The following is a 23,999-nucleotide window of genomic DNA, read 5'->3' on the forward strand; positions in this document are numbered from 1 at the left end:
GATTTGACAGGATAAAGGTAATTTTAACGCCCATTTTAAAAAAGAAAAGAAGTATGGATTTTGAAATTTTGAAACAGCAGATTGAAGACGCTGCAAGGAAAGCTTTTTTAGAAGTGTATGAAAAGCATGGAGCAGAAGGTATTTACAGTTTTGCTTTGTACAGTGATGAGGGAGCAATGACGGTTTGCCCTGCTGCCAATACATTGAAAGCAATGGAGAATACAGATGACGAAGATGCTCTTTATTATAAATATGAACCGGCAGAATGGACCTACGAAATGGAAGGAGTCGATAAAGAATTTGATGAGATCTGTACCCAATTGAGGGCAGAGCTTACTAAACATGATGACGATGGTCATTGGTTTGAAGGTTTTCAGATGAAGTTGTATTCAACCTGTATTGAAGTGCTGGAGAAACTTAAAAATGAAAACTTTTTCACAAAGATCACAGGCAAAGATATTTTCCTGATTTTCACGGTCTCAGACTATGAGTTTGAGAAGGAAGAGCTAAAAGATCTTATCGTCAGACTTAACGATAATAAATACAAAAGTGAATATCTGAACTGGATGGCTGCCTGGGGCAATTAAAAATATGACGCATAAAAAAACACTTTAAATATATACATATGAAGCCCGATAAAATAATTGTCTCAGAAGCCTCTTATACATTGCAATCTCTTAAGCATTAGACTCAACCACCAACCAAAATATAAAGAACAATTACATTCATTATGAACAACTACCAATTTTATAAACAGGAAGGAAACCAATATATTTTTAAAAATCAGCCGGTATTTGTATCCGTGCTCTGTATTATTTTCCTGATTGTAGCAGCATTACTCTTTAATAGCGTAAGAACTTTCAGTTATGTTATTATTGCTGTAGTAGTACTTATTATGATCAATTTCTTTACCAAGAAATTCGTTATTGATATGGACCGGAAAACGATTACCGGAAAACACTCCATTTTTGTTCCGGTAAAAACCTATCCCATAGAAAATTTCAGAAATTTTCATGTTTTGGCCACAAAATATATGGGTTTTATCACCACTAATGTAATGCTGTCTATGTATTTTGAAGTAGATGGAAAAGAAAAGCAGCTTACCATAGGTCAGGCACTTACTCAGAAAGGAATTCAGAAAATGGTCAATGAGACGGAAGATATAATGAACCTTAATAATCCTGAGAATGGATATCAGAGACCGCTATAGATTTGAAGAAAACGGAAGTGAAATAAGCTTTATGCCCAATTACAGTTTCCTGCGTACTCTGGTATGGTGGCTGGGACTGGGAGTGATTGCACTTCCTGTTATTGTGTATTATTTTAGGGATAAGATGTCTGGCGACCACTTTAAAATAGCAATGGGCTTATGGAGTATTTATATGATTTATTTCCTGTTTGACCTTCTTTTCATAATTCCTGTGAAATATATTTTTGATAAATCAGAAAAGTGTATTTACAGAAAACTGCTACTTTCCAAAAAGCTGATGAATTTTGATGAAATGACCTATTTTATTAATGATGAAAGAGGTGGGTATTACTATTCCATCGGAAAGAAAAGAAATCAGTTTGTAAAAAACTACAGAATCAGCAATTACTTTTCCGGATCTAAAGCTTCCAACAGAAGAGAAGATGAATACATCAAAGAAATCTTATGTCCCGTTCTCATCGCTGTCGGAATCCCTTTGAATCAACCGGAACAATAATAATCAGGGTAAAAACTAATACAATGAAGAATGGGTGTATAACCATTCACCTCCTCCGGAAGGGTGGCAAAAATTCAAAGAATTTTTTACGGGGTGGTTGATACATCACAAAAAACAGATTTTCACAAATCTGCCAACAAAAAACTCCGGCGGTTTCGAAGAAACCGCCGGAGTTTGTCTATATAATACCTTATTTTAAGCTAAAATTCTCTTTACAGCTTCTTTTACTGCAGCCGCGTCAATTTGATACTTTTTCATCAATTCTGCTGGTGTTGCAGACTCTCCGAAAGTATCATTTACCGCCACAAATTCCTGTTTTGTAGGTCTTCTTCTTGCAAGCATACCTGCAACAGATTCTCCTAAACCGCCAAGATAGTTGTGCTCTTCAGCCGTTACAATTTTACCTGTTTTTTCTACAGATTTTAAAATGATCTCTTCATCAAGAGGCTTGATCGTGTGAATGTTGATCACCTCACAAGAAATACCTTCTTTCTCAAGTTCATCAGCCGCTACAAGAGATTCCCATACAAGATGTCCTGTTGCAACAATCGTTACATCAGTACCTTCCTGAAGCATAATTCCTTTTCCGATTTCGAAAGGCATATCTTCAGGGATGAATACAGGAACCACAGGTCTTCCGAATCTTAAATATACAGGACCTTCAAAATCTGCAATCGCCAGGGTAGCAGCTTTAGTCTGGTTGTAATCACAAGTGTTGATCACGGTCATTCCGGGAAGCATTTTCATCATACCGATATCTTCAAGAACCTGGTGAGTAGCCCCATCTTCTCCTAAAGTAAGACCTGCGTGAGATGCACAGATTTTTACATTTTTGTCAGAATAAGCAATAGACTGACGGATCTGATCATATACTCTTGAAGTAGAGAAGTTCGCGAAAGTTCCTGTAAAAGGAATTTTTCCTGTAATACTAAGACCTGCAGCAATTCCCATCATGTTCGCTTCTGCAATACCGATCTGAAAGAATCTTTCAGGAGCCTTTTCAATGAATTTCTCCATCTTCAAAGAACCGATAAGGTCTGCACAAAGTGCTACTACATTAGGATTTTTGTCCGCTAATTCTGCTAATCCTGCTCCGAATCCTGAACGAGTGTCCTTTTTTTCTGTATATGTATATTTCATTTTTTACTAAAGTTTTTGATCATTGATAAATGATGAGTGATTAATCATATTATAAAGTTCCAGGAGTATCATTTATCAATAATAATTTATCATTTATAATTAATAATCAGCCGGAGCTTCCAGGTACAATTGCTTGAATGCCGTGTCTAACTGCTCATCATTAGGAGCTTTACCATGCCACGCATGAGATCCCATCATGTAATCAACTCCGTATCCCATTTCTGTATGAAGAAGGATGGCTACAGGTTTTCCTTTTCCGGTTTCTGTTTTTGCTTTCTCAAGAATTGCAATGACCGCTTCAAGATCATTACCGTTTTTTTCTTCCAAAACAGTCCATCCGAATGCTTCTAGTTTTGCATGAAGATTTCCTAAGCTTAATACATCATCGGTATCTCCGTCAATCTGGCGTCCGTTGTAATCAATAGTAGAAATGATGTTATCTACTTTTTTAGCAGAAGCATACATCAATGCCTCCCAGATCTGACCTTCCTGAAGCTCACCATCTCCGTGAAGAGAGTAAACAAGAGACTGATCACCATCTAATTTTTTACCCTGAGCTACTCCAAGTGCAACAGAAAGCCCTTGTCCAAGAGAACCTGAAGCGATTCTGACTCCCGGAAGTCCTTCATGTGTAGTTGGGTGTCCCTGTAATCTTGAATCTAATTTTCTGAAAGTGCTCAGTTCTTCAACAGGGAAGAAACCAAATCTTGCTAAAGTAGAATAGAATACCGGAGAAATATGTCCGTTTGATAGATAAAAATGATCTTCATTTTTGCCTTCCATTGTGAAAGGAAGCTTATAGTTCATCACTTTACCATAAAGGGCTGTAAAGAATTCTGTACAACCTAAGCTTCCACCCGGGTGTCCTGAATTAACAGCGTGAACCATTCTTAAAATGTCTCTTCTGATCTGCGTAGTAAGAGTCTTTAACTCCTCAATACTTTTACTCATTATATCTGATTTATTTGTATGCGAATTTACAATTTTTTACCGGCTTACGGAAATGCAAAAGCCCGGAGATAAAACTCGGATTTTTGTATGATTTTAATATTTTTCTGCTTTTAACAACCTTCATTAAGGTAAACGGAGATTTCGGTGACTATATTATTAACAAATTTAAAGCTTAACAGCGTTCCTGCTTGGCTGTCTTCAAGATTAAAATAACCGGTGTCTTTAATCGGTTTGCCATTAGAGTCCCAATCCGGGCGTACACTAAAGTTGGGGTAATTTCTGTAGGCATTGATCAGGTCGTCGCGGGTGCTTCCAACTCCGATTCCGCTTTTGGTTTTAAACTTTTTACTAGTTGTTGTCATATAGGTAATTGAAGGAACACTTGGATTGGCCTCATTAATGTAATTATCAAAAAGATCAATCTGTATGGTTTCTCCATTATACTTTACCATGTTTTTTTTCTCTCCACCCGTGTTAACCAGCTTTGTTCCTGCAATTTTTTCGGCTTCAGCCTTCGGCATAAAGACTTTAAACGGCCCGATTCTTAATGTTGATAGTTCAAAATTGTCCTGAGCGCTCATAAAACTGAATGTTAATAGGAAAGCGAAAAATGAGATAATTTTTTTCATGGTTTTTAGGTTTGTATTTTTTATTTTGATTAATTTTTAATTCTGTTTATTTTATACATTTCAAAGATATTAAAATCGTAAAAGTATCTGTGTAAATAAAAGAAAAAATTATAATTAATTTATTTTAGCTTAATGCCTTTATACAGGCGAATTTTTACATTTTCTATAGGTTTATATTTAAATTTTTACTTTTTGTATGTAATAATCTGATTAATTTAATTAATTTTATAATTCCAGATTATTTGAATTATTATTCCTTGGTTAATTATCTTTTAGCTTTGGCCTTATTATTTGAATGAATAAAAATTACAAACCATTATATATGAAAATTAAACAATTATTTTATCTGGGGATATTTATAATATCCGTTTCCTCCGGGAAAGCACAGGATTTTTTTACAGTAATTAGTGAAAGATCCATTAAAGCAGACCCTAAAAACAGAACAGTACAACCGGAAAAGGCACTAACGTACACACTGGATGTAGCCGGAATGAAAAGTTATTTTAATTCCGTTCCGGAGTTAAAAGACAGCGATCGTAAAGACAATGCTCCTATTATTGTTCTGCCAATGCCTGACGGCACCAAAGCAAAATTCAGAATCTGGAAATCTTCAGTGATGGCTCCCGGGTTAGCCAGCCAGTTTCCTCAGATTGTTACTTTTACAGGACAGGGAATTGACGACAAGTACGCCACCATAAAACTGGATTTTACAGAGCTGGGATTCCATGCACAGATAAAATCTATAGTAGCCGGAGATTCTTATATTGACCCCTATGCAAAACAGGATATCAGCAATTATATCATTTATAAAAAAAGTGATTTGATTGATAAAAACCCAAGGTCTTGTGGAGTAAAGGATGAGGACGACTCTCCACTGGGAAAAAAAAACGCTCAAAAGACCGTAGCACCAAGCGTAGGAAATCAGATTAGAGTTTTCAGACTTGCGGTGGCTTGTACAGGAGAATATGCTGTAGCAGCAACAGGTACCGCCACACCTACTGTAGCACAGACACTTTCAGCCATAGTAACCTCCGTAAACAGGGTGAATGGAGTCTACGAACAGGAAGTTGCTTCAAGATTGGTACTGGTGGATAATGAAGCCAATGTGGTCTTTACAAATGCCGCTACAGATGCGTTTAACGGAAATAACAATGCCAGCACGTTAATTAATGAGAGCCAGACTCAGATTGATTTATTGATAGGAAATGCAAATTATGATATCGGACACACCTTCAGTACGGGTGGCGGAGGATTAGCCGGATTGGGAGTAATCTGTAATGCAACCAATAAAGGTAGAGGGATTACCGGTTCACCTAATCCTGTTGGAGATCCTTATGATATTGATTATGTAGCCCATGAAGTAGGGCATCAGTTTGGTGGTCCGCATACATTTAATGCCATTACAGGGAGTTGTAATGGTAACCGTAGTGCATCTAATGCCGTAGAACCTGGAAGCGGAATTACCATAATGGCTTACGCCGGAATTTGTGGAAGTACCAATAACCTGGCTCCTAACAGTATTCCGACTTTCCATACCAAATCATATCAGTCTATCACAACAAAAGTTCAGTCAACAACATGTCAGGTTACGCTTCCTGTTAATAATTTTGCTCCAACAGTAAACGCTGGAGGTGATTATACCATCCCGAAGAGTACACCATTCAGATTGGAAGGTTCTGCGACAGATATTGATAATAATCCGCTTACGTACAGCTGGGAGCAGAATGATGTAGGCCCGGCAGGCGACTGGAATGCTCCTACCGGAAATGCACCTCTGTTCAGATCATATGTACCTGTAACCGTTCCTTACAGATATTTCCCAAAACTTACAGATGTAATCAATGGTACGATTTCCAAAGGAGAAGTTAGACCATCTTATGCAAGAACGATGGAGTTCAGACTGACCGTAAGAGATAATAATGCGGGTTGCGCCGGTGTAGCCAATGATGATGCTGTTATTACCGTTGATGGAAATTCCGGACCTTTCAATGTAACTGCACCTGCTACAGCGGTAAGCTGGGCTGGTAATTCCACTCAGACGGTAACATGGGATGTCGCCAATACAACGGCATTTCCTGTGAATGCTGCTACTGTGAATATTTATCTTTCAACAGACGGCGGTCTTACCTATCCTACACTGATCCTGGCTTCTACTCCGAATGATGGTTCTGAAGCTGTTACTATTCCTAACGTAAATACAACACAGGCAAGAATTATGGTGGCTGCAGAAACGAACGTATTCTACAACATTAACCCTGTCAACTTCACCATTACCCAGACATTAGGTGTGAACGAGACTGCTGCCAATAAAGACGTATTTGTCGTATATCCTAATCCAAGTAAAGGATTACTGAATGTGAAATTTACCAATTCAAATGAAGTATATGATATTACTGTATACGATGTAAGCGGAAAATTAGTGTTCACGCAGGCTGCTAACAAATTGAATCATGATAAAACAGGTACTTTTGACTTGTCACACCTTGTCCAGGGAGATTATCTGATTAAAGTTAAATCTAAGAATCTGGAGAAAACAATTAAGTGGATTAAAGAATAATCTATTTCATTGATTCCAATAAAAAGAAAAAGGCTGTCTTCATTGAAAACAGCCTTTTTTATGTTTTTATAAGTGTTAAACGACTTTTAAGTGCTGCTTGTTTTTTACCAGCCACAGACCAATGAAGGTCAGCAATCCGTTAAGAACAATCAGTTCTACACCGATTCTGTAATCTGTATACGTGGTAACAGCAAGATTGATTAAATAGGTCAGGATAGGGGCAAAAATAGTTACCGCAAGAATTGAATATTTTCTTGAAATCTGGAACCTGGTGAAAATTCCAAAGGCGAAAAGTCCTAAAAGCGGTCCATAGGTATATCCTGCAATTTCCATGATCAGGTACACAATGGATTTATCATTTAATGCCTTGAAAACCATGATCAGAATAAAGAAAACGACAGTGAAAGTTAAATGCACTTTCATACGAAGACGTTTCTTCTCTTTTTCAGTTTTGGTTTTATCCTCATTAAGGTTTAATAAATCTACACAATATGAGCTTGTTACAGCTGTTAAAGCACCGTCTGCAGAAGGGAATAAGGCTGAAATTAATCCGATGATGAAAATAACGGAAATAGCCATAGGAAAATATCCCTGAAGCGATAAAGCCGGGAAAAGATCGTCTCCCATTACATTTTTAATGTTTCCTGAAGGGTCTTTAAATCCGAAAATATTCGTTACCGTTTCACCGTTTATAGTCCCATATTCCGCTCCATGCTGCAGCGCAAAAAGGTATAGCAACCCTCCCAGGAATAAGAATGCAAGGTTCACGATAAGAAGTGTTCCGGCGAAGGTCAGCATATTTTTCTTTGAATTCTTAAGATTGTCTACAGAAATATTCTTCTGCATCATTTCCTGATCCAGCCCTGTCATGGCAATGGTAATGAAAATTCCTCCCAGAATGGTTTTCAGGAAAAAGGTTTTGGAATTAGGATCAAAATTGATGAAATGCGTATAGTTCTTCTGTTCCAGAATCGTATAAGCTTCACCGAATGATAAATTCAGGTTGGATAAAATATAAACAATACAAGCTACAAGGCTGATGATCATAAATGAAGTCTGCAGGGTATCTGTAATAACAATCGTTTTTACACCGCCTTCAAAAGTGTACAGAAGTACCATCAGCAGAAGTACAAGGGAAGTTATCCAAAACGGAACTCCCAACCCTTCAAGTAAAAATATCTGTAAAACATTTACTACCAGGTATAATCTTGCGGTAGCTCCAATTGCTCTTGAAATAATGAAAAAGATAGAACCTATTTTATGAGCTTCCACGTTAAATCTTTTCCCCAGATACGTATAAATAGAGGTTAGATTCATCTTGTAATAAAGCGGTAAAAGTATCGCTGCTACAATAAAATATCCGATGAAGAAACCGATCACCATCATATAGTACTCAAAACCTCCGTAAATATATTCGGAGCCGGTCATTTTTCCGACGGTTCCCGGAACTGAAATAAAAGTAACCCCGCTCAGACTGGTTCCTATCATTCCGAATGCTACGAGCCACCATTTACTCTTTTTGTTACCGATAAAAAAAGACTGGTTATCAGAATTCCGGCTGGTGAAATAAGAAATCACCAAAAGACCGATAAAATAGACGAAAACAAATAACAAAAGGATAGTTCCTGGATTCATTCTTGATTTTTAAATTTTAGCAAATATATAAAAAAGATCAGTCGTGAATCATGAATTTAAAAACCTGTTCATTTCCTGGCAGATTACAATTGTTAATTTACTTTCAGCCAATGTTTTTCATTAAAAATAAAAACCTTCCAGAGACTGTCCGGAAGGGTTGTATCGTAAGGGTGTAATACAGTGACTAATTCACTAAAACATCCTGAAGTTCCTCACTTTTCTGGAAACTTGCTTTAGCGAAAGGACAGAGGGGAATAATTTTCTTATCATTTTTTCTGGCAAAATCTACGGCTGCCAGAAGCATTTCCTTGCCTACACCTTTTCCGTTGTAAGCTTCTTCCACCTCGGTGTGGTCTATAATAAATCTTTCTTCTCCGGCCCAGGTATAGGTCATCATTCCTGCGCGTCTTCCATCTATGAAAGCTTCAAAACTTCCGTGTTTTTCGTCGTTGTTTTGTTTTACTTCGATCATATTATGAGAATTTAGTTAGTATTTCTATGTCGTTGGTTAATATTTTGTGAACAGGGCATGCGTCTGCAATAGTGTGCAGCCTTTTACGCTGCTCATCATCCAGAATACCTTCAAAGCTGATCTCTCTTTTGAAGACCGCTCTTTTTGTTAATGGAAAGTTTTCAAGCTCTACTTCTACATTGATGTTTTCTATATCCCATTCCTTTCTTTCAATATACATTCTCAAGGTTGCTGCTGTACAGCTTGCCAGTGATGTGGCCAAAATTTCCAGCGGATTGAAACCCTTGTTCTGTCCGCCTTTATCAATCGGTTCATCTGTAATGATTGTGTTTTCGCCGGCTGTTACTTCTGTATAATATTTTGTTTTTCCTAAACTTGCCTTTACTGTTACCGCCATTATTTTGCTGTATTGAATTTATAACTTAATGCACCTGATGGGCATAGGTCGATCTGATTTTTTAGTTCTTCGGGACTTGCGTTTTCTGCTTTTATCCAAGGTCTTTCTTTAGGATCGTAGACTTTGGGGAGTGTTTTTACACATATGGCAGAATGGATACATTTTTTAGGCTGCCAGATGACAGTAATGTTTCCGTTAGGATATTCGTGTGTTTCCATATCAATTTTCTTTTAATGTTTTTTCGATTCTTCTGTCCGGAATCAGCCATATAAGAGCCACGATATAATAAAAACCTATGGCAATATAAGGATAAAAAAATGAAGTAGCGATTCCAAGGACATAAAATACAATTGAGATATACTCTTTATATTTCGAGTGGATGGCTTCTTTCAGTTTTGAATCTTCTCCTTCACAGCGGATAATCACATGCTCCAGAATAGTGTAGGCAATGGCCGACATAATGAGCCCTATACCATAGACTGCAACGGGGTTTTTTGCAAAATTTGTCGTCCCGATCCATTCCGTAGCAATTGGCATCAGAGAAAGCCAGAACAGAAGGTGAAGGTTGGCCCAAAGAATGCTGCCATTTACTTTCTTTACTGTCTGGAACAAATGATGATGATTGTTCCAGTAGATTCCTACATAAATAAAACTGAAAATATAAGCCAGAAACTTAGGAAGAAGAGGTTTGACACTGGCCCAGCTATTTCCTTCAGGTACTTTCAGTTCAAGTACCATAATGGTGATAATAATAGCAAGAACACCATCACTAAATGCCTCCAGTCTTCCTTTGTTCATTTACTTTATCTGATTTTTAAAGTTTTGTATTTTACCTTTCAGATCATTCAGCATATCAGGATTGATGACCCCGCTTTCAAGATCAAAATTTTCATAGAATTTTGGCAATGAAAAAGTATCCTTAATGTCTGCTGCAAACTGTGGGAAAAATGTTTTTGCCGTATTCATCACATTTCCGCCGCCATAGCCTCCGGGAGAGGTGCTCATCAGAAGCATTGGTTTATTCTGAAATACTTTTACGTTAATTCTTGAAGCCCAGTCAAAAACATTTTTAAAAGCTGCACTGTAAGAACGGTTGTGCTCAGCAAGAGAGCAGATGATCACATCACATTCCTCAATCGCTTTTAAAAACTGATGCGCTTCATCCGGAAAACCTTTCTTTTCAAGATCTACAGAGAATACGGGCATTGTAAAATCGTTGAGGTCAATCAGATTGATTTCCTCATCCTGAAAATCTTTCAGAACAAATTTTACCAGTTCCCTGTTGATAGACGTGGAAGATGTACTTCCGGCAAATGCTAATATTTTCATAGTTAATAATCTGAACTGAAGTTATTTTCTGTTTAGAATAGCCTTAGGAAGCGGCACATATTCGTTTTCGTCACCAGGAACCAGAGGAAATGCTTCGTGATTCTGATCATTCCAGTTTACCTTTGCCTGATCAATTAATTCCTTGTCAGAGTTAACGAAATTCCAGAATATAAAACGCTCTTCATCGAATGGCTCACCACCGAAAAGATAAACCGTTCCGTTTTCGCTCATCTCAAATTCGCAAAGCTTGGTATCTTTAGCAATCATCAGCTGTTTAGAACCATAAGAATTTCCATCTGTGGTCACCGTTCCATCCAGAACGTACATGGCTGCTTCTCCATAAAGATCTTTTCCAATGCTGATTTTTTTGGCTTCTTTTGTTTTAATTTCAAGGAAAAATAATTTGCTGTGTACCGGAACTGCAGATGTTCTTCCGAATGCTTCACCGGCAATTAATTTATACTGGATACCATCTTCTTCCCAAACCGGAATTTCATCTGCCTCAATATGATGGAAAGTAGGTTCAGACTGCTCAAGATGCTTTGGAAGACCTACCCAGATCTGAAATCCGTGAAGCCTTTTATCACTGTGTCTTAAATATTCAGGTGTTCTTTCTGAATGTACCACTCCTTTTCCGGCAGTCATCCAGTTAACGGCACCCGGTTTTATTTCAATAGCACTTCCAATGCTGTCTCTGTGAAAGATAGACCCTTCCAACAGGTAAGTTAAGGTAGATAATCCGATATGAGGATGTGGCGGAACATCAAGATTCTGATAATCTTTTAATTCTGAAGGTCCCATGTGGTCAATAAAAACAAAAGGTCCAACGGCTCTTTTCTCACGGAAAGGAAGAAGTCTTCCTACGAGGAAATTTCCGATATCTGCCGCTTTTTCTTCAATAATAAGTCCAATATTTGACATAATGATGTGATACTTTTAAGATATTGTTATTTAAAATAAATGATGAGTTCTGATAAAGATTTACAGTTTGTCATAGCCTTCAAATCTCTCATCTACGATACGTTTCCATTCAGGATGTTTCTTAATAAAGGCGAAAACATAAGGACAGAAGGGAAGAAGTTTTTTTCCGCTTTCCTCAATAAAATTCAATGATTTCTCTACTACCGCAGCTGCTGCGCCGGTTCCTGCCAGTTCCGGTTCTGCTTCTGTATGTATCAAAGAAATCTGGTGCATGGTTTCACGGTAATCGATGAATGCATAATGTCCGTTGAACTCTATTTCAAATCTTTTTTCAGCTTTTACAAGAGGTATATTTTCAAATTCTGGTTTCATAATATTTGTACTAAGTGTGCTACATTTCCTATAAATACAGGAAATTGCGTGTTAAGACAATTAAACCTTATAGGTTTTAAAACCTATAAGGTTTGCCATTATATAAAGTTAATAAAAAAGGAATAATCAAAGATTAAGATAAATTTAATTCTTTTAATCTTCCAGATATCCGAATTTTCCGGTATTAAAATCCTCGAAGGCCTGCATGATTTCTTCTCTGGAATTCATTACGAAAGGACCATGAGGGTAAATGGGCTCATTGATAGGTTCACCGCTGATGATTAAAACAACAGCATCTTCCTTTGCTTCGATGGTGAATGTTTCACCTTCATTTTTAAACAATGCAAAATGATCGGATTTAACGTTCTCTTCTCCATTAATAATAATACTTCCTTCAATCACCAAAGCCGCAGTATTAAAATGAGCAGGGAAATTAAATTCCGCTTTTCCTCCTGATTTAAGCTTTGCGTTCATCATATGGACCGGAGTGAAAGTGCTTGCAGGTCCTTTATGGCCATCATAGTCTCCGGCAATTACTTCTATAAAACCATTATCACCGAGATCAACTCTTTCCATTTTAGAGTTTTCAATAGCCTGGTATTTTGGGCAGCTCATTTTATCTTTTGCAGGGAGATTCACCCAAAGCTGAACCATCTGGAAAATTCCTCCTTCTTTTGCCCACTCCGTTTCATGATATTCTTTGTGAAGAACTCCTTTGGCTGCTGTCATCCACTGAACATCACCTTCTCCGATAACACCGCCGCCGCCGGCACTGTCATGGTGTTCTACTTTTCCGCTATATGCTATAGTTACAGTTTCAAAACCCCTGTGCGGATGCACCCCAACACCTCTCGGTCTGTCTGATCCGTTGAAATGAAATTTTGAATTATAATCCAGCATAATGAACGGATCCATTCTTTTCATATCCAATCCAGGTATTCCCGGAATGAAATTGTGAACCCTGAATCCATCGCCTACAAAGTGCGCAGGTTTTGGAGATACTACGATTTCTATTTTTTTAGTTGCCATCACATTGTTGATTTATGTAAACAAAATTACCATACATATATGCGAAAAGCATTGATCTGTGTTAAGTTCGTAGAAGGGTAGAATACAGAAAATACAAATTGGCAGAACTGCTTACTGATCCGCCATAGATGCATTATTTTTATGACTTTACTTTTTTTCTGATTAATCTTCCTTAGACTGCATGTTCTTCCCATCCGAAATATGGAGTCTTCTGAACACCAATCCTGATAAAATTGTTAATATTCCTACCGTGAGAAAGGTTAACCGGAAGGCATTGTGGATTTCTCCTTTGATCAGATCTGTATTTTCGAACAGCTTTAAAACAATCAGTCCGAAAGCAATTCCGAAACCGATGGCTAACTGTTGGTTGACAGATAGTAATGAGTTTCCGCTGCTGGTTTGAAAATTTCGGAGATCGGCAATGGAAATAGTGTTCATGGAAGTGAACTGTATCGAGTTGAAAAAACCTAACACCGCGATGATGGGAATAAACCAATATAAGGAAGTGTGAATGTTTGGAATGGCGAGAAGGCATATTAGTGTTCCGATGATGAAGGTATTCACCATTAAGGTCTGACGATAGCCATATTTATCTAAAATTTTTATAACAGAAGATTTTCCGAATATAGCTGTTAAAGCCATAGGAGCAATGATCCAGCCGGAAGTTACCGCAGATTGTTTATAGGCAATCTGAATCATTAGCGGAAGTAATAACGGAACGGAGCTGATTCCCAATCTGGTCGCCAGATTGCCCACAATACCCACACGGAAAGTTCTTACCTGAAACAGATTTAATGGGAAAATTGGATTTCCGCCTCTTTTTGCATGTTTATAATAATAATACAGGAACAAAAATCCCATGATAAATACCAATAAGACAGGTGTGATATTCTGAATGTCTCCGAAAAGTTCCAGTGAAACAGAAAGCAGGAGAGAGGCTGCGGCAAAAATCAGGAACCCTTTTAAATCAAAATCTACATCATCAGATTTATAATTCGGCATAAATTTTAATCCTAAAAGAATTCCCAGCACCCCAATCGGAATATTGATCAGGAATATCCAGTGCCATGAAAGATAGTCTACCATATAACCTCCCACTAAAGGCCCGAGTACAGGTCCGATAAGTGCCGGAATAATGGCAAAGTTCATGGCTTTGAGCAGTTCGTTTTTGTCAAATGTTTTGATGAGTGCCAGTTTTCCGACAGGAGTCATCAGGCTTCCTCCAACTCCCTGAACGACCCTTGAAATAACAAGATGGGTGAGGTTTTGAGACAAAGAACAAAATAGCGAACCCAGACTGAACAATACCAGAGAAAATATAAATACCTTTTTGGTTCCGAACCGGTCTGCAAGAAATCCGCTGGCAGGCATAAAAACAGCAAGGGTCAGAACATAACTGATAATAGCATTCTGCATATTGAGGGGAGACTCATTCAGATCTTTTGCAATTGCAGGCAGGGAAGTATTCAGAATCGTGGAATCCAGCATTTGCATGAAAATAGCAGTGGCCAGAATTAAGGGAAGTATTTTTTTTACGGAGGTCTGTTGTGTATTTGCTTCTGTCATTTTGTACCGGCTGGGTTATAAAAAAATCCCCAGACTTATTTGATTTGAAGAACCGCTTACTCTAAGCGTTTTGATTCTTAGATAAAGAAATCCATATAAAATTAAAAAAGTCCTGTGAAATTTCACAGGACTTTTTGATTTATTTTCTAGGCTTTTCTACTCCTTTCCATTCATCACCGGCTTTTCTGTACTGGCTTAAAGTGAAAGTTTTGAAATCCTTTGTTTTGTATTCGATGTTATCGGTATTCTGTTCAAAAGGCATGATATAATAATATTCGATATCCGTTTTGTCAGACTTGTTCCCTTTTTTTACAGTAGGAACATATTTTGAGAATTTATAGCTTGGAAGATATTGTCTTAATCTGGTATAAAAAGCTTTGTCTTCTTTTTCGCTAGGAATGATATCTACAATATTAAGATCATCTTTTTTCTTGTCAATCCAAAGATAATAGGTTTTTTCTTCTCCTATATTTCTGTTGAACGAGTTGAAAGCAAATAATTCCTTTGGTACAAGCTCCTTGATTTTTTCCGGATCAACCTTAGTGTAATATTGCCCTTTTGAAGGATCTACGTACGTTTCCAGATTGTACATTAATACAGAATTGTTTTCAAATTTTTTATTTTTAAAATATTGATTTAATGATAATTCTGCAGTTGCTCTCAGTTCTTTGCCTCTTGCATCCAGTTTTTTGGTCGGATTCTGAGGGTTTACATATTTTACAAATTCATATAAAACGACAGGTTTTATATCTTTAAGGTGAGGATAAGTTTTCAGTTGCTCTGCTTTTACCAGCCAGTAGAATTGTTGATAGTAGTCGTCCTTATCCTGGTCTTTCACACTCTTGTAAGCCAAAGCAAGCTTCTTTGAATTCAGATATTTGCCGTATTTCCCTTGTCCAAAAGCAAAACTAATCGCTAATAAGGCAAATAAAACAGTAAGGTTTCTTCTCATTTTTTTATAATTGATATTTTCGTTTTCCAAATATAATTATTTATTAGATATTATTTTGGATTGTGAGTTAAATTATGCCATATTGTTATTGTTAATTCAAGAAAAAATCCTGTATTGCTACAGGATTGATAAATTATTACTGAGAGAGTTATAGGTTTGAATGAAAAAAATATACATGTCATTAGTGAATTTTGCTTTGCAAGTGAATTATTAACTGTCAATTTTTGCTTCGCAAGTGAATAATAAAGCTGTAATCCGTAACCCGAATCCCGCAACAAATTGACAAGCGAAGCGAATTGACGATTGACTATTCATCATCCCTTCCTAATACGAAGTTTCATGTACTTTCACTGCTCTTCCGCTTGGATCGTTCATTTTTTTGAACGCTTCATCCCATTCCAAAGCAATAGGAGTGGAGCATGCCACCGATGGAACCGATGGAACAGTAGCAGCGGCGGTTTCACTTGGGAAATGTTCTTCAAAAATCGTTCTGTACCGGTATTCTTCTTTGTTCTGAGGAGTGTTTAGCGGGAATCTGAATCTTGCATTCGCCATCATTTCGTCCGTCACTTCTCTTTCAGCTACCTCTTTTAAGGTATCTATCCATGAATATCCCACACCATCCGAGAACTGTTCTTTCTGTCTCCAGACAATAGAATCTGGAAGAAGGTCTTCAAAAGCTTTTCTCAATACCCATTTTTCAATTTTTCCTTCAGCAGTACTGATCATTTTATCCTGAGGGTTAATTGTCATTGCAATATCCATGAATTCTTTGTCAAGGAAAGGAACTCTTCCTTCAATTCCCCAGCTCATCAACGCTTTGTTGGCTCTTAAACAGTCATAAAGGTGAAGCTTACCAAGTTTTCTCACAGTTTCATCGTGGAATTCTTTTGCATTAGGAGCTTTATGGAAGTATAAATAACCTCCGAACAATTCATCCGAACCTTCTCCTGAAAGAACCATTTTAATTCCCATGGATTTGATGACTCTTGCCAAAAGATACATCGGTGTGGATGCTCTGATGGTGGTAACATCATAGGTTTCAAGGTGGTAAATAACGTCACGTACAGCGTCCAGTCCTTCCTGTACGGTAAAGTTAACCTCATGGTGTACAGATCCGATGTGTTCTGCAGCTTTCTGAGCTGCTGCCAGATCGGGAGAACCAACCAATCCTACGGCGAAACTGTGAAGTCTCGGATACCACGCTTCCTGTGTATCGCCGCTTTCAATTCTCTGGCGGGCAAATTTTGCAGTAATAGCGGAAATGACCGATGAATCTAAACCTCCCGAAAGAAGTACTCCATAAGGAACATCACTCATCAGTTGTCTGTGAACGGCATCTTCTAGACCTTTTCTCAGTTTTGAAATATCAGTTTCATTGTCTTTTACATGATCAAAGCTGTCCCAGTCTCTTGTGTACCATTGCTGAAGCTCAGCGCCATCTTTGCTGTAAACGAAATGACCGGGCAGGAATGTTTCTATTTTTTTACATACCCCTTCAAGAGCTTTTAATTCTGAAGCGACATAATAGTTTCCGTTTTTGTCCCAACCCTGATAAAGCGGGCAGATTCCCATATGATCGCGGGCAATAAGATAAACATCATTTTCAGTATCATATAAAGCGAAGGCAAAAATTCCGTTGAGTTTCTCTACGAAATCTTTTCCATATTTTCTGTATAGTGCAAGGATCACCTCACAGTCCGACTGAGTCTGAAACTCATAATCAGGAAATTCTACTTTTAATTCTCTATGGTTGTAGATTTCACCGTTTACGGCTAATACTACTTTTCCGTCTTTCGTAAATAAAGGTTGTTTTCCGGAAGTTGGATCTACAATGGCAAGTCTTTCATGAGAAAAAATGACTTTCTCATCCTGGAAAACTCCACTCCAATCCGGTCCTCTGTGACGGATTTTTTTTGACATTTCCAATACCTGAGGTCTTAATACTTCGGTTTTTTGCTTGGCGTCAAATAAACATACAATTCCACACATAATTTTTTATTATTTATGAGACAAAAGTAGAAGTGATGTTTATAAATAACAATTAAAAATGTTTAAATGAGAAAATTTTTAATCAATTTGTGTTTTGAAGTTAAAAATTTTAACTATTTATTTGAATTATGATGTTTTTGATTAATTTTTTTCGTCGCGACTAAAATTGCATAATCTCCATACGAAATAAAAATGACATATTTATTAATCTATGGTAAGTAATTATATGAATTTTACCCCTTACTTTGTGGCTCGAAATAATTTTTTTTCATCATTTGTGTTTTTACCTTCTTGCAATTCTCATGCAAGAAGGTTTTGTTTTTATTGGACCCCCAGTAATACTCCGGAAACATTCCATGAACTGAAGCTTGTTCCTTCAGTAGGACCTTGTGGAATTTTTACCTGAATCGTATGCTTTCCTGCTTTCAGATCCCCAAGAGGAATGAAATCAGGATTGGTAACGGTTCCCGGGCACCAGTTTGATCTGCTGAGGTCTGATGACGAAAGACCATCCTGGAAATTTCCGGAGGCCGGATTGTATAAACGGTATGAACCACAGTCTGTTCTCCAGGGTACAAATGAAAAAACGGGTTTTCCATCCACCAATATAGAATTGGCTTTTGGAACAAATTCATCACCATTTTCCCAACCGCCATGTCCTGTTGTGGTATATCTTAGCTGAGCGTTTTTCAGATCTTTATCCAAAGTGAAATCAACAAGAAGGCCTTTATCCTGACTGAACATAGTAGAATAGTCCTGTCCGGCCATTTCCATAATGTTTAAAGTGTTGAATAACGGGATGGCTACATTATTTTTATTAACGTTTTGATCGCTTTTATGAATCGTAATATCAAGACTTACTTTGTGTCCTCCTTTATCATAATTTCCAATAAAAGTTCCTATCCAAAGCTCTTTTCCGGATAGAGCAGGCTTCAATTCTGTAATATCCTGCCGGTAAGGGCTGATCGTCTGCCAGTCTTTTCCCTTAAGCTGAATATGATTAAACTTCTGAATGCCAAAAGCGGTAAAGAACCGCATCATTTCCATGGCAGGGCTGTAGCTGCCGGTAGCCGTTACCCCGTAATATTGTTTTCCATTTCCGTTTTCGTAAAGAGGAAGTGTTTTTGCCCCCTTTTCCAGGCCGTCAAAAAAAGACTTTTCTTTATCCTGCGGAATGAAAAATACAGTTCCGGTTCTGTCATAGGCATCACCATTTGATTGCTGTTTTAGTTCTGCAAAAATAGTCTCTCCTTCTGTAATAGCAGGAAATTTTACTTTTTTTAGGATAATAGTTCCCTTGGCGTATCTTTTTATTTGGCCGTCAGATTTTGAGGCATCAGAGAAGTTGATGATTTCGTTTTCAAAAACATTCAGCGTGGTAAATCTGCTTTTCCACAGGAGATCTTTATATCCCAGCTGATCGGTTATTTGTATGTTTCCTTTCAATATGTTTTCAATCCCTGTGTTCTTTATTTTTTTGATTGAAGCGGCAGTCGTTAAAGAGTTCTTATTTCTTTCCACTTCCAGAACTAATCCTAAATTCTGCCCCAATACAGATGGGCCGCCTTTTAGTTTCAGATCATTCGTATACCAGACTTCAATGGTATTTGAATTGATTTTCGTAAAGGCTTTTTTACAGTTGTACCCTAAGATCTTTTTCGTTTCATTAGTCAGTTCAAAATCCTGTTTTCCTACAGATTCAGCATCTGAGGTTGAGATGATTGAGCCGGGTTTTAAAAAGGCATAAGAAACTATAGTATTGGATGGCTTTTCCACCTTAGTGATTTCATAAGGATAGCTGCTTTTTTGTTCTTTGATCGTGCTGTTAAGAATGAAGTTTTCTTTTTCATTGACCCAGATAATTGTAGAAGGCTGATCTGTTAATGCTTTTCCGTTATAAGAACTGGAGTACTGAATTTCATAGGTCTGTGCAGAAAACAGACAATATAAAAAAACAGCCAGAAAATTGAAGACAAGTCTTGTATGCATAAATAAATGAGTTTACTGCAAAGTTACTCTTAACTTCTCACAGCGTCAAACCGGTTTAATCTATATAGTTAGTAGAAAACGTACTGTAAATGTTACAAAAAATGTTACATTTTTTTTTGAAAGATTTAAATAAAAAAAAACTACTCCAGAAAATAGAGTAGTTTAAATATCGTTTAGAGGATTTAAATTAAGAAATTCTCTCAATCAAAGCCATATAGAATCCGTCATACCCTTCGCTAGGCATTACTTTTTCATCTTTAATCATCTTGAATCCAGGATTGTTTTTGATGAACTCATCTACCTGAAGATTGTTTTCAGATGGAAGGATAGAACAGGTAGCGTATACCATTTTTCCTCCTTTTTTAAGCATTTTAGAATAGTCCTGAAGAATTTGTTGTTGTTCCTTTTTAATTCTGTCAATAAAGTCCTGATCAATTTTCCACTTGCTGTCCGGGTTTCTTTTCAAAACACCAAGACCTGAACATGGTGCATCAATCAGAAGTCTGTCAGCCTTTTCATGAAGTCGTTTGATCACCTTGTTATCGGAAATCATACGGGTTTCAATGTTGTGTGCTCCGGCTCTTTTGGCACGACGCTTCAGTTCTGCAAGCTTCCATTCAAAGATGTCTAATGCTACGATCTGACCTTTGTTTTTCATTAATGCGGCTAAGTGCAATGTTTTTCCTCCTGCACCTGCACATGCGTCTACTACTCTTTGTCCTTCTTTTACATCAAGAAAATACCCGATTTTCTGAGAAGAAGCATCCTGAACTTCAAATAATCCTTCTTTGAAAGCTGTGGTAAGGAAAACATTTTTCTTTTCTTCCAGCTGAACAGCGTCAGGATAACCTTTAACAGGATAAGAAACAACACCCTCATCTGAAAGATCAGAGATAAGCTCTTTGGTGGTTGTTCTTAAAGAATTGGCTCTTAAAACCGTAGGAGCCTGCTCGTTTAAAGCAATCATTTCTCTTTCCCAGCTGGCACCCAGTTCTTTTTCAAGAGTTTCAGCAAGCCATTCAGGAATAGAGTGTTCTATCGCTTTTGTAGGAACAGTGTTCTTTTTAAGTTTGGTAAGAATATCGGCGATTTTGATTCCGTCAAATTCTTCAAATTTTTTATAATTGGTTTTACTCCAAAGTAAATACGCAATAATCAGTTTGTAGATATTGTTGGGTTTTACACCTTCACCCATATAGTATTCAAGGCGTTTTTTCCAACGGATAATATTGTAAAAGATTTCAGAAACAACGGCTCTGTCCTGGCTTCCCCATTTTCTGTTTGCTTTCAAAAGTCTTTCAATAACTTTATCGGCATATTTGTTTTTCTCAAAAAATGTCTCCTGTAAGGCATCGTGAATTCCGATTGCCAAGTTTCTGTGAATAAGTTCCATAAATTTGCTTCGCTGTTTGAATCTGCAAAAATACGACTTTTAATTGAGAGTTTGGAATTTGGGGTGGGAGAGTTGATGAAGGGTTGTGAATTGTGAATGATCAATCCGCTTCGCTTGTGAATTTTCGGTTTCCGGTTGAGAGGGTATAAGTAATTATAAATTGTACAGATCAGTTTTTTAATGGAAGGTTGCGCATTCACGATTCACTTTTCAAAGCAAAAACTGACTATTGACAATCTGAGATTCAGTAGTGAATGGTCTGTGTGTTTATTAATTTTTTACATGGTAGAAATAAATTTTAATGCTGAATTTGTAAAGATTTTCCGATTATTTATATTTTTTATTTGTTGACGATAGCCTTTTCTCTAAGACGGATAAACCTGTGTTTTTTGCTTAATGAAAAATATTTGCTGACAAAATATACACTGTTTATTACTATACTTTATTTTCTTTGCAGCAAGTTTATTTAATTTGTGTTAATTCACCTGTCTGTGTAAAATTAACAGGAGCTTATGATCTACTATACTGAGCTTTATCTATTGACTTCAACCTCTAAAAAGTTCTACCTTTGCAAAAAATAAAAATATGAGTGACACAGTAATTTGTCCAAAATGCAGCTCTGAGTTTACATACCCGAGCGATAATATGATGGTATGTTCCCAGTGTTTCTACGAATGGGATCCGGCAGAAGCCGCTGCTGAAGCCGCAAATGAAGGAAAAATCCTGGATTCCAACGGAAATGAACTTCAGGATGGTGATTCTGTAGTGGTAATAAAAGATTTACCTGTAAAGGGAGCACCAAAACCGGTAAAAGCCGGAACTAAAGTGAAAAATATCCGTTTGAGACCGGGAAGTGATCACAATATTGACTGTAAAATTGATGGTTTCGGAGCAATGGCTCTTAAGTCAGAATTTGTAAAGAAAGCATAAGAAAACTTTGTTTTTCTATGCCCTGAAAATAAAGAAAAGGAAAAAATTGGACAGTGTAATCTTTCAACAGACTTAATTGCAAGATTGCTAATGTCCGTCTGGAAGGCAGAAAGAGAATTAACCAAAAATTTCCTTATACTTTAGAAATACAAATGTAAGAAAAAGTTTCATATACAGATTCTTATGTTTGTATTTTTTTATTGATAAGTGTAAGTAAATGTATGAGTTATGCAGCGAATATTGAAAGTTAAAACGGGCTCATAGAGAATGGAGTGTTTCTCTTTTTCTGTTAAGTCTTTTCGCTTAAATAAACGAAACATTTATGGTTCCTGAAATTTTCTCATCCGTATACACAATGAGTTCCTTTCCTTTTGCCTTTAATTTATTCCAATAATAATTTCCTGCAAATCTGCTTTCAAGAACTTCGGCTTCGAGACCAGTTTCTGTAATTCTGATTTCTTTGGGATAATAAGAGAATTTGGTAAGCTGGAAATCTTCAGCTTCTGCTTCACTGAAAATATTCACTTCCCCAAATAGCTTAGCAACATAAGAGTTGTAAGGATTTCTGTAGGTTTCTTCCGGGCTGTCATTCTGAATCAGTCTTCCATCCTGCAGAATAACAATCTGGTCCAGCCATGGCATGATATCCTGAAGTTCATGAGTGGAAATAATCAGAGAAACGCCATGTTGTTTTACATATCTGAAAAGTCTTTCCCTCAGTTCAATTTTTCTCGGAAAATCAAGATTACTGAAGGGTTCATCTAAAATAAGAAGTTTGGGAAGTACAGACAATGCTCTGGCAATAGCCACTCTTTGCTGTTGTCCGCCGCTTAAGTATTTTGGAAGTACATTCGCAAATTCCTGAAGCCCTACCACCTCAAGAAGCTCCGTTACAGTTTCTTTTTTTTGTTTTAAATTGATATTAGAAATAAATTTTCCTACGTTTTCAGCCACTGTAGCGTAGGGCATAAGATCAAAATTCTGCGCTACGAATTTCATTTCCGGTTCTCCTGGAACAAGATTTCCTTTCGGTCCCAAAAGCTTTGTTCCGTTAAAAATAATCTCTCCGCTTTCCCAATCCAAAAGACCATAAATCAGGTTGAGAAGAGTAGATTTTCCACATCCGCTTTCACCGGCCAGCGCTATAATTCTGTTTTCTTCAAACCTTAGATTAAGGTTCTGAAACAGGGGATTTTCTTTGTTATGAGAGAAAAATAAATTGTTTATTTCTAATAGCATATTACAAATGTAAGGTTTTTATGAAAACATAATTTTTTTTATTATATTAGCGGAACTAATAAAAATAAATCAAAAATGAGAAAAAAACTGTTTTCGTTAGCTATTCCTGCATTATTTATTGCTGCTGTAGTGGTTTCTTGTAAAAAAGACAAACCACTTACGAGTGAAAGTAATGAGGTGACGACTACTAAAGAAGGTAGCCAGTTCACTCTGGATACGCTAAACAGTAAGGTTGAATGGAAGGGATACAAAGTATTTAAATCTGAGAATACAAGCCATTTTGGAACCATCAGGTTTGAAAGCGGAGATGTGACGGTGAAAGACGGAAAACTGGAAAGCGGAAAATTCGTTGCTGATATGAATTCTTTAACTTCTGTGGACCTGAAAGACAGCCCGGAAGATTTAGGAAAATTAAATGGCCACCTGAAAAGTGGTGATTTCTTTGAAGTTGAAAAATTCCCGACAGCTTCTTATGAAATTACAAAGGTAACTCCTGCTGCAGAAGGTGATTATAATACTCTTTTGGATGGTAATTTAACCATTAAAGGAATTACAAAACCTGTTCAGTTTAAAGCTAATGTTTCTGTGAAAGATGGAGAAGTAAGTGTAGCTACTGAGCCAAAAGATATCAAGAGAGAAGAGTTTGGAGTAAAGTTTCAGGCTCCTGCTGAAAACGGCGTGATTAAAGACGAGGTAACTCTTCAGATCAGCGTTAAAGCTTTAGAAAAGAAATAATTTTTTTATTTAAGTGAAATAAGTGATTGAAGTCTGCCTCCCGAAAAAGAGGCAGATTTTTTTTT

The 23,999-nt window shown here is 37.0% G+C and carries 24 protein-coding genes; 6 read left to right on the forward strand and 18 right to left on the reverse strand.

The annotated features are described in order from the left end of the window. The first annotated feature begins 53 nt into the window (after nucleotides 1-53). The 3 genes from AC59HC_RS03170 to AC59HC_RS03180 all read left to right on the forward strand — a co-directional run bounded on the left by AC59HC_RS03170 (nucleotide 54) and on the right by AC59HC_RS03180 (nucleotide 1,706). Nucleotides 54-587, forward strand: a complete 534-nt coding sequence (locus tag AC59HC_RS03170) for a DUF4303 domain-containing protein (protein WP_496557991.1) — start codon at nucleotides 54-56, stop codon at nucleotides 585-587. Between the two features lie 143 nt (nucleotides 588-730). Continuing rightward, nucleotides 731-1,210, forward strand: coding sequence for a hypothetical protein (locus AC59HC_RS03175; protein ID WP_110010856.1), 480 nt, complete (start codon nucleotides 731-733; stop codon nucleotides 1,208-1,210). Beyond that, nucleotides 1,188-1,706 carry a hypothetical protein gene (locus AC59HC_RS03180; RefSeq protein WP_496557992.1) on the forward strand — a complete coding sequence of 173 codons (519 nt, stop codon included), beginning with the start codon at nucleotides 1,188-1,190 and terminating at the stop codon, nucleotides 1,704-1,706. The genes AC59HC_RS03175 and AC59HC_RS03180 overlap by 23 nt, the downstream gene beginning before the upstream one ends. Before the next feature lie 195 nt (nucleotides 1,707-1,901). Here the strand turns inward: AC59HC_RS03180 and AC59HC_RS03185 are convergent, their stop codons facing one another. From AC59HC_RS03185 to AC59HC_RS03195, 3 genes are all read right to left on the reverse strand, one after another. After that, nucleotides 1,902-2,846 carry a transketolase family protein gene (locus AC59HC_RS03185; RefSeq protein ID WP_110010857.1) on the reverse strand — a complete coding sequence of 315 codons (945 nt, stop codon included), beginning with the start codon at nucleotides 2,844-2,846 and terminating at the stop codon, nucleotides 1,902-1,904. Nucleotides 2,847-2,945: 99 nt separating this feature from the next. Next, nucleotides 2,946-3,830 carry a transketolase gene (locus AC59HC_RS03190; protein ID WP_227944265.1) on the reverse strand — a complete coding sequence of 295 codons (885 nt, stop codon included), beginning with the start codon at nucleotides 3,828-3,830 and terminating at the stop codon, nucleotides 2,946-2,948. Between the two features lie 77 nt (nucleotides 3,831-3,907). Continuing rightward, nucleotides 3,908-4,426, reverse strand: coding sequence for a hypothetical protein (locus AC59HC_RS03195; RefSeq protein ID WP_110010859.1), 519 nt, complete (start codon nucleotides 4,424-4,426; stop codon nucleotides 3,908-3,910). Between the two features lie 322 nt (nucleotides 4,427-4,748). On the opposite strand from AC59HC_RS03195, the gene AC59HC_RS03200 reads away from it, so the two are divergent. Continuing rightward, nucleotides 4,749-6,983: a reprolysin-like metallopeptidase gene (locus AC59HC_RS03200; RefSeq protein ID WP_496557993.1), complete on the forward strand. Its 2,235-nt coding sequence runs from the start codon at nucleotides 4,749-4,751 to the stop codon at nucleotides 6,981-6,983. A 75-nt stretch (nucleotides 6,984-7,058) separates the two neighbouring features. Here AC59HC_RS03200 and AC59HC_RS03205 read toward each other — a convergent pair whose 3' ends face one another. The 14 genes from AC59HC_RS03205 to AC59HC_RS03270 all read right to left on the reverse strand — a co-directional run bounded on the left by AC59HC_RS03205 (nucleotide 7,059) and on the right by AC59HC_RS03270 (nucleotide 21,030). Then, nucleotides 7,059-8,618, reverse strand: coding sequence for a sodium:solute symporter (locus AC59HC_RS03205; protein ID WP_343643446.1), 1,560 nt, complete (start codon nucleotides 8,616-8,618; stop codon nucleotides 7,059-7,061). Nucleotides 8,619-8,802: 184 nt separating this feature from the next. Then, on the reverse strand, nucleotides 8,803-9,090 hold the full coding sequence (locus AC59HC_RS03210; protein ID WP_171006298.1) for a GNAT family N-acetyltransferase: 288 nt from the start codon (nucleotides 9,088-9,090) through the stop codon (nucleotides 8,803-8,805). Between the two features lies 1 nt (nucleotide 9,091). After that, nucleotides 9,092-9,487, reverse strand: coding sequence for an OsmC family protein (locus tag AC59HC_RS03215; protein ID WP_330745392.1), 396 nt, complete (start codon nucleotides 9,485-9,487; stop codon nucleotides 9,092-9,094). Next, nucleotides 9,487-9,705 carry a (4Fe-4S)-binding protein gene (locus AC59HC_RS03220; protein WP_120233505.1) on the reverse strand — a complete coding sequence of 73 codons (219 nt, stop codon included), beginning with the start codon at nucleotides 9,703-9,705 and terminating at the stop codon, nucleotides 9,487-9,489. The genes AC59HC_RS03215 and AC59HC_RS03220 overlap by 1 nt, the downstream gene beginning before the upstream one ends. Nucleotide 9,706: 1 nt before the next feature. Beyond that, nucleotides 9,707-10,285: a TMEM175 family protein gene (locus AC59HC_RS03225; protein ID WP_062675413.1), complete on the reverse strand. Its 579-nt coding sequence runs from the start codon at nucleotides 10,283-10,285 to the stop codon at nucleotides 9,707-9,709. After that, complete coding sequence (locus AC59HC_RS03230) at nucleotides 10,286-10,816, reverse strand: NADPH-dependent FMN reductase (RefSeq protein WP_202843361.1); 531 nt, start codon at nucleotides 10,814-10,816, stop codon at nucleotides 10,286-10,288. It lies immediately after the preceding gene. Between the two features lie 21 nt (nucleotides 10,817-10,837). Then, nucleotides 10,838-11,737 (reverse strand): pirin family protein, encoded by a 900-nt coding sequence (locus AC59HC_RS03235; protein WP_496557994.1) that lies wholly within the window; start codon nucleotides 11,735-11,737, stop codon nucleotides 10,838-10,840. 60 nt (nucleotides 11,738-11,797) lie between these two features. Then, complete coding sequence (locus tag AC59HC_RS03240; RefSeq protein WP_496557995.1) at nucleotides 11,798-12,109, reverse strand: GNAT family N-acetyltransferase; 312 nt, start codon at nucleotides 12,107-12,109, stop codon at nucleotides 11,798-11,800. A gap of 153 nt (nucleotides 12,110-12,262) precedes the next feature. Beyond that, a complete protein-coding gene (locus AC59HC_RS03245) occupies nucleotides 12,263-13,138 on the reverse strand; it encodes a pirin family protein (RefSeq protein ID WP_496557996.1) in 876 nt (291 codons plus the stop codon). Nucleotides 13,139-13,300: 162 nt separating this feature from the next. Then, a complete protein-coding gene (locus tag AC59HC_RS03250; protein WP_227944261.1) occupies nucleotides 13,301-14,704 on the reverse strand; it encodes an MFS transporter in 1,404 nt (467 codons plus the stop codon). A 139-nt stretch (nucleotides 14,705-14,843) separates the two neighbouring features. Beyond that, nucleotides 14,844-15,686, reverse strand: a complete 843-nt coding sequence (locus AC59HC_RS03255) for a hypothetical protein (RefSeq protein WP_227944262.1) — start codon at nucleotides 15,684-15,686, stop codon at nucleotides 14,844-14,846. Between the two features lie 294 nt (nucleotides 15,687-15,980). Then, nucleotides 15,981-17,648 carry an asparagine synthase B gene (gene asnB / locus AC59HC_RS03260; RefSeq protein WP_496557997.1) on the reverse strand — a complete coding sequence of 556 codons (1,668 nt, stop codon included), beginning with the start codon at nucleotides 17,646-17,648 and terminating at the stop codon, nucleotides 15,981-15,983. A 321-nt stretch (nucleotides 17,649-17,969) separates the two neighbouring features. Beyond that, nucleotides 17,970-19,637 (reverse strand): GLPGLI family protein, encoded by a 1,668-nt coding sequence (locus AC59HC_RS03265; RefSeq protein WP_496557998.1) that lies wholly within the window; start codon nucleotides 19,635-19,637, stop codon nucleotides 17,970-17,972. 187 nt (nucleotides 19,638-19,824) lie between these two features. Continuing rightward, nucleotides 19,825-21,030: an RsmB/NOP family class I SAM-dependent RNA methyltransferase gene (locus tag AC59HC_RS03270; protein ID WP_062675404.1), complete on the reverse strand. Its 1,206-nt coding sequence runs from the start codon at nucleotides 21,028-21,030 to the stop codon at nucleotides 19,825-19,827. A 585-nt stretch (nucleotides 21,031-21,615) separates the two neighbouring features. Between AC59HC_RS03270 and AC59HC_RS03275 the strand changes: the two genes are divergently transcribed. Then, nucleotides 21,616-21,960 carry a zinc ribbon domain-containing protein YjdM gene (locus AC59HC_RS03275; RefSeq protein ID WP_062675403.1) on the forward strand — a complete coding sequence of 115 codons (345 nt, stop codon included), beginning with the start codon at nucleotides 21,616-21,618 and terminating at the stop codon, nucleotides 21,958-21,960. 303 nt (nucleotides 21,961-22,263) lie between these two features. On the opposite strand, the gene AC59HC_RS03280 is transcribed toward AC59HC_RS03275, so the two are convergent. Continuing rightward, on the reverse strand, nucleotides 22,264-23,199 hold the full coding sequence (locus AC59HC_RS03280; RefSeq protein ID WP_433627918.1) for a sulfate/molybdate ABC transporter ATP-binding protein: 936 nt from the start codon (nucleotides 23,197-23,199) through the stop codon (nucleotides 22,264-22,266). Nucleotides 23,200-23,274: 75 nt separating this feature from the next. Between AC59HC_RS03280 and AC59HC_RS03285 the strand changes: the two genes are divergently transcribed. Then, nucleotides 23,275-23,934, forward strand: coding sequence for a YceI family protein (locus tag AC59HC_RS03285; RefSeq protein ID WP_202843347.1), 660 nt, complete (start codon nucleotides 23,275-23,277; stop codon nucleotides 23,932-23,934). Nucleotides 23,935-23,999: the final 65 nt, after the last annotated feature.

It is taken from the genome of Chryseobacterium sp. DZ-32, from assembly GCF_059587025.1.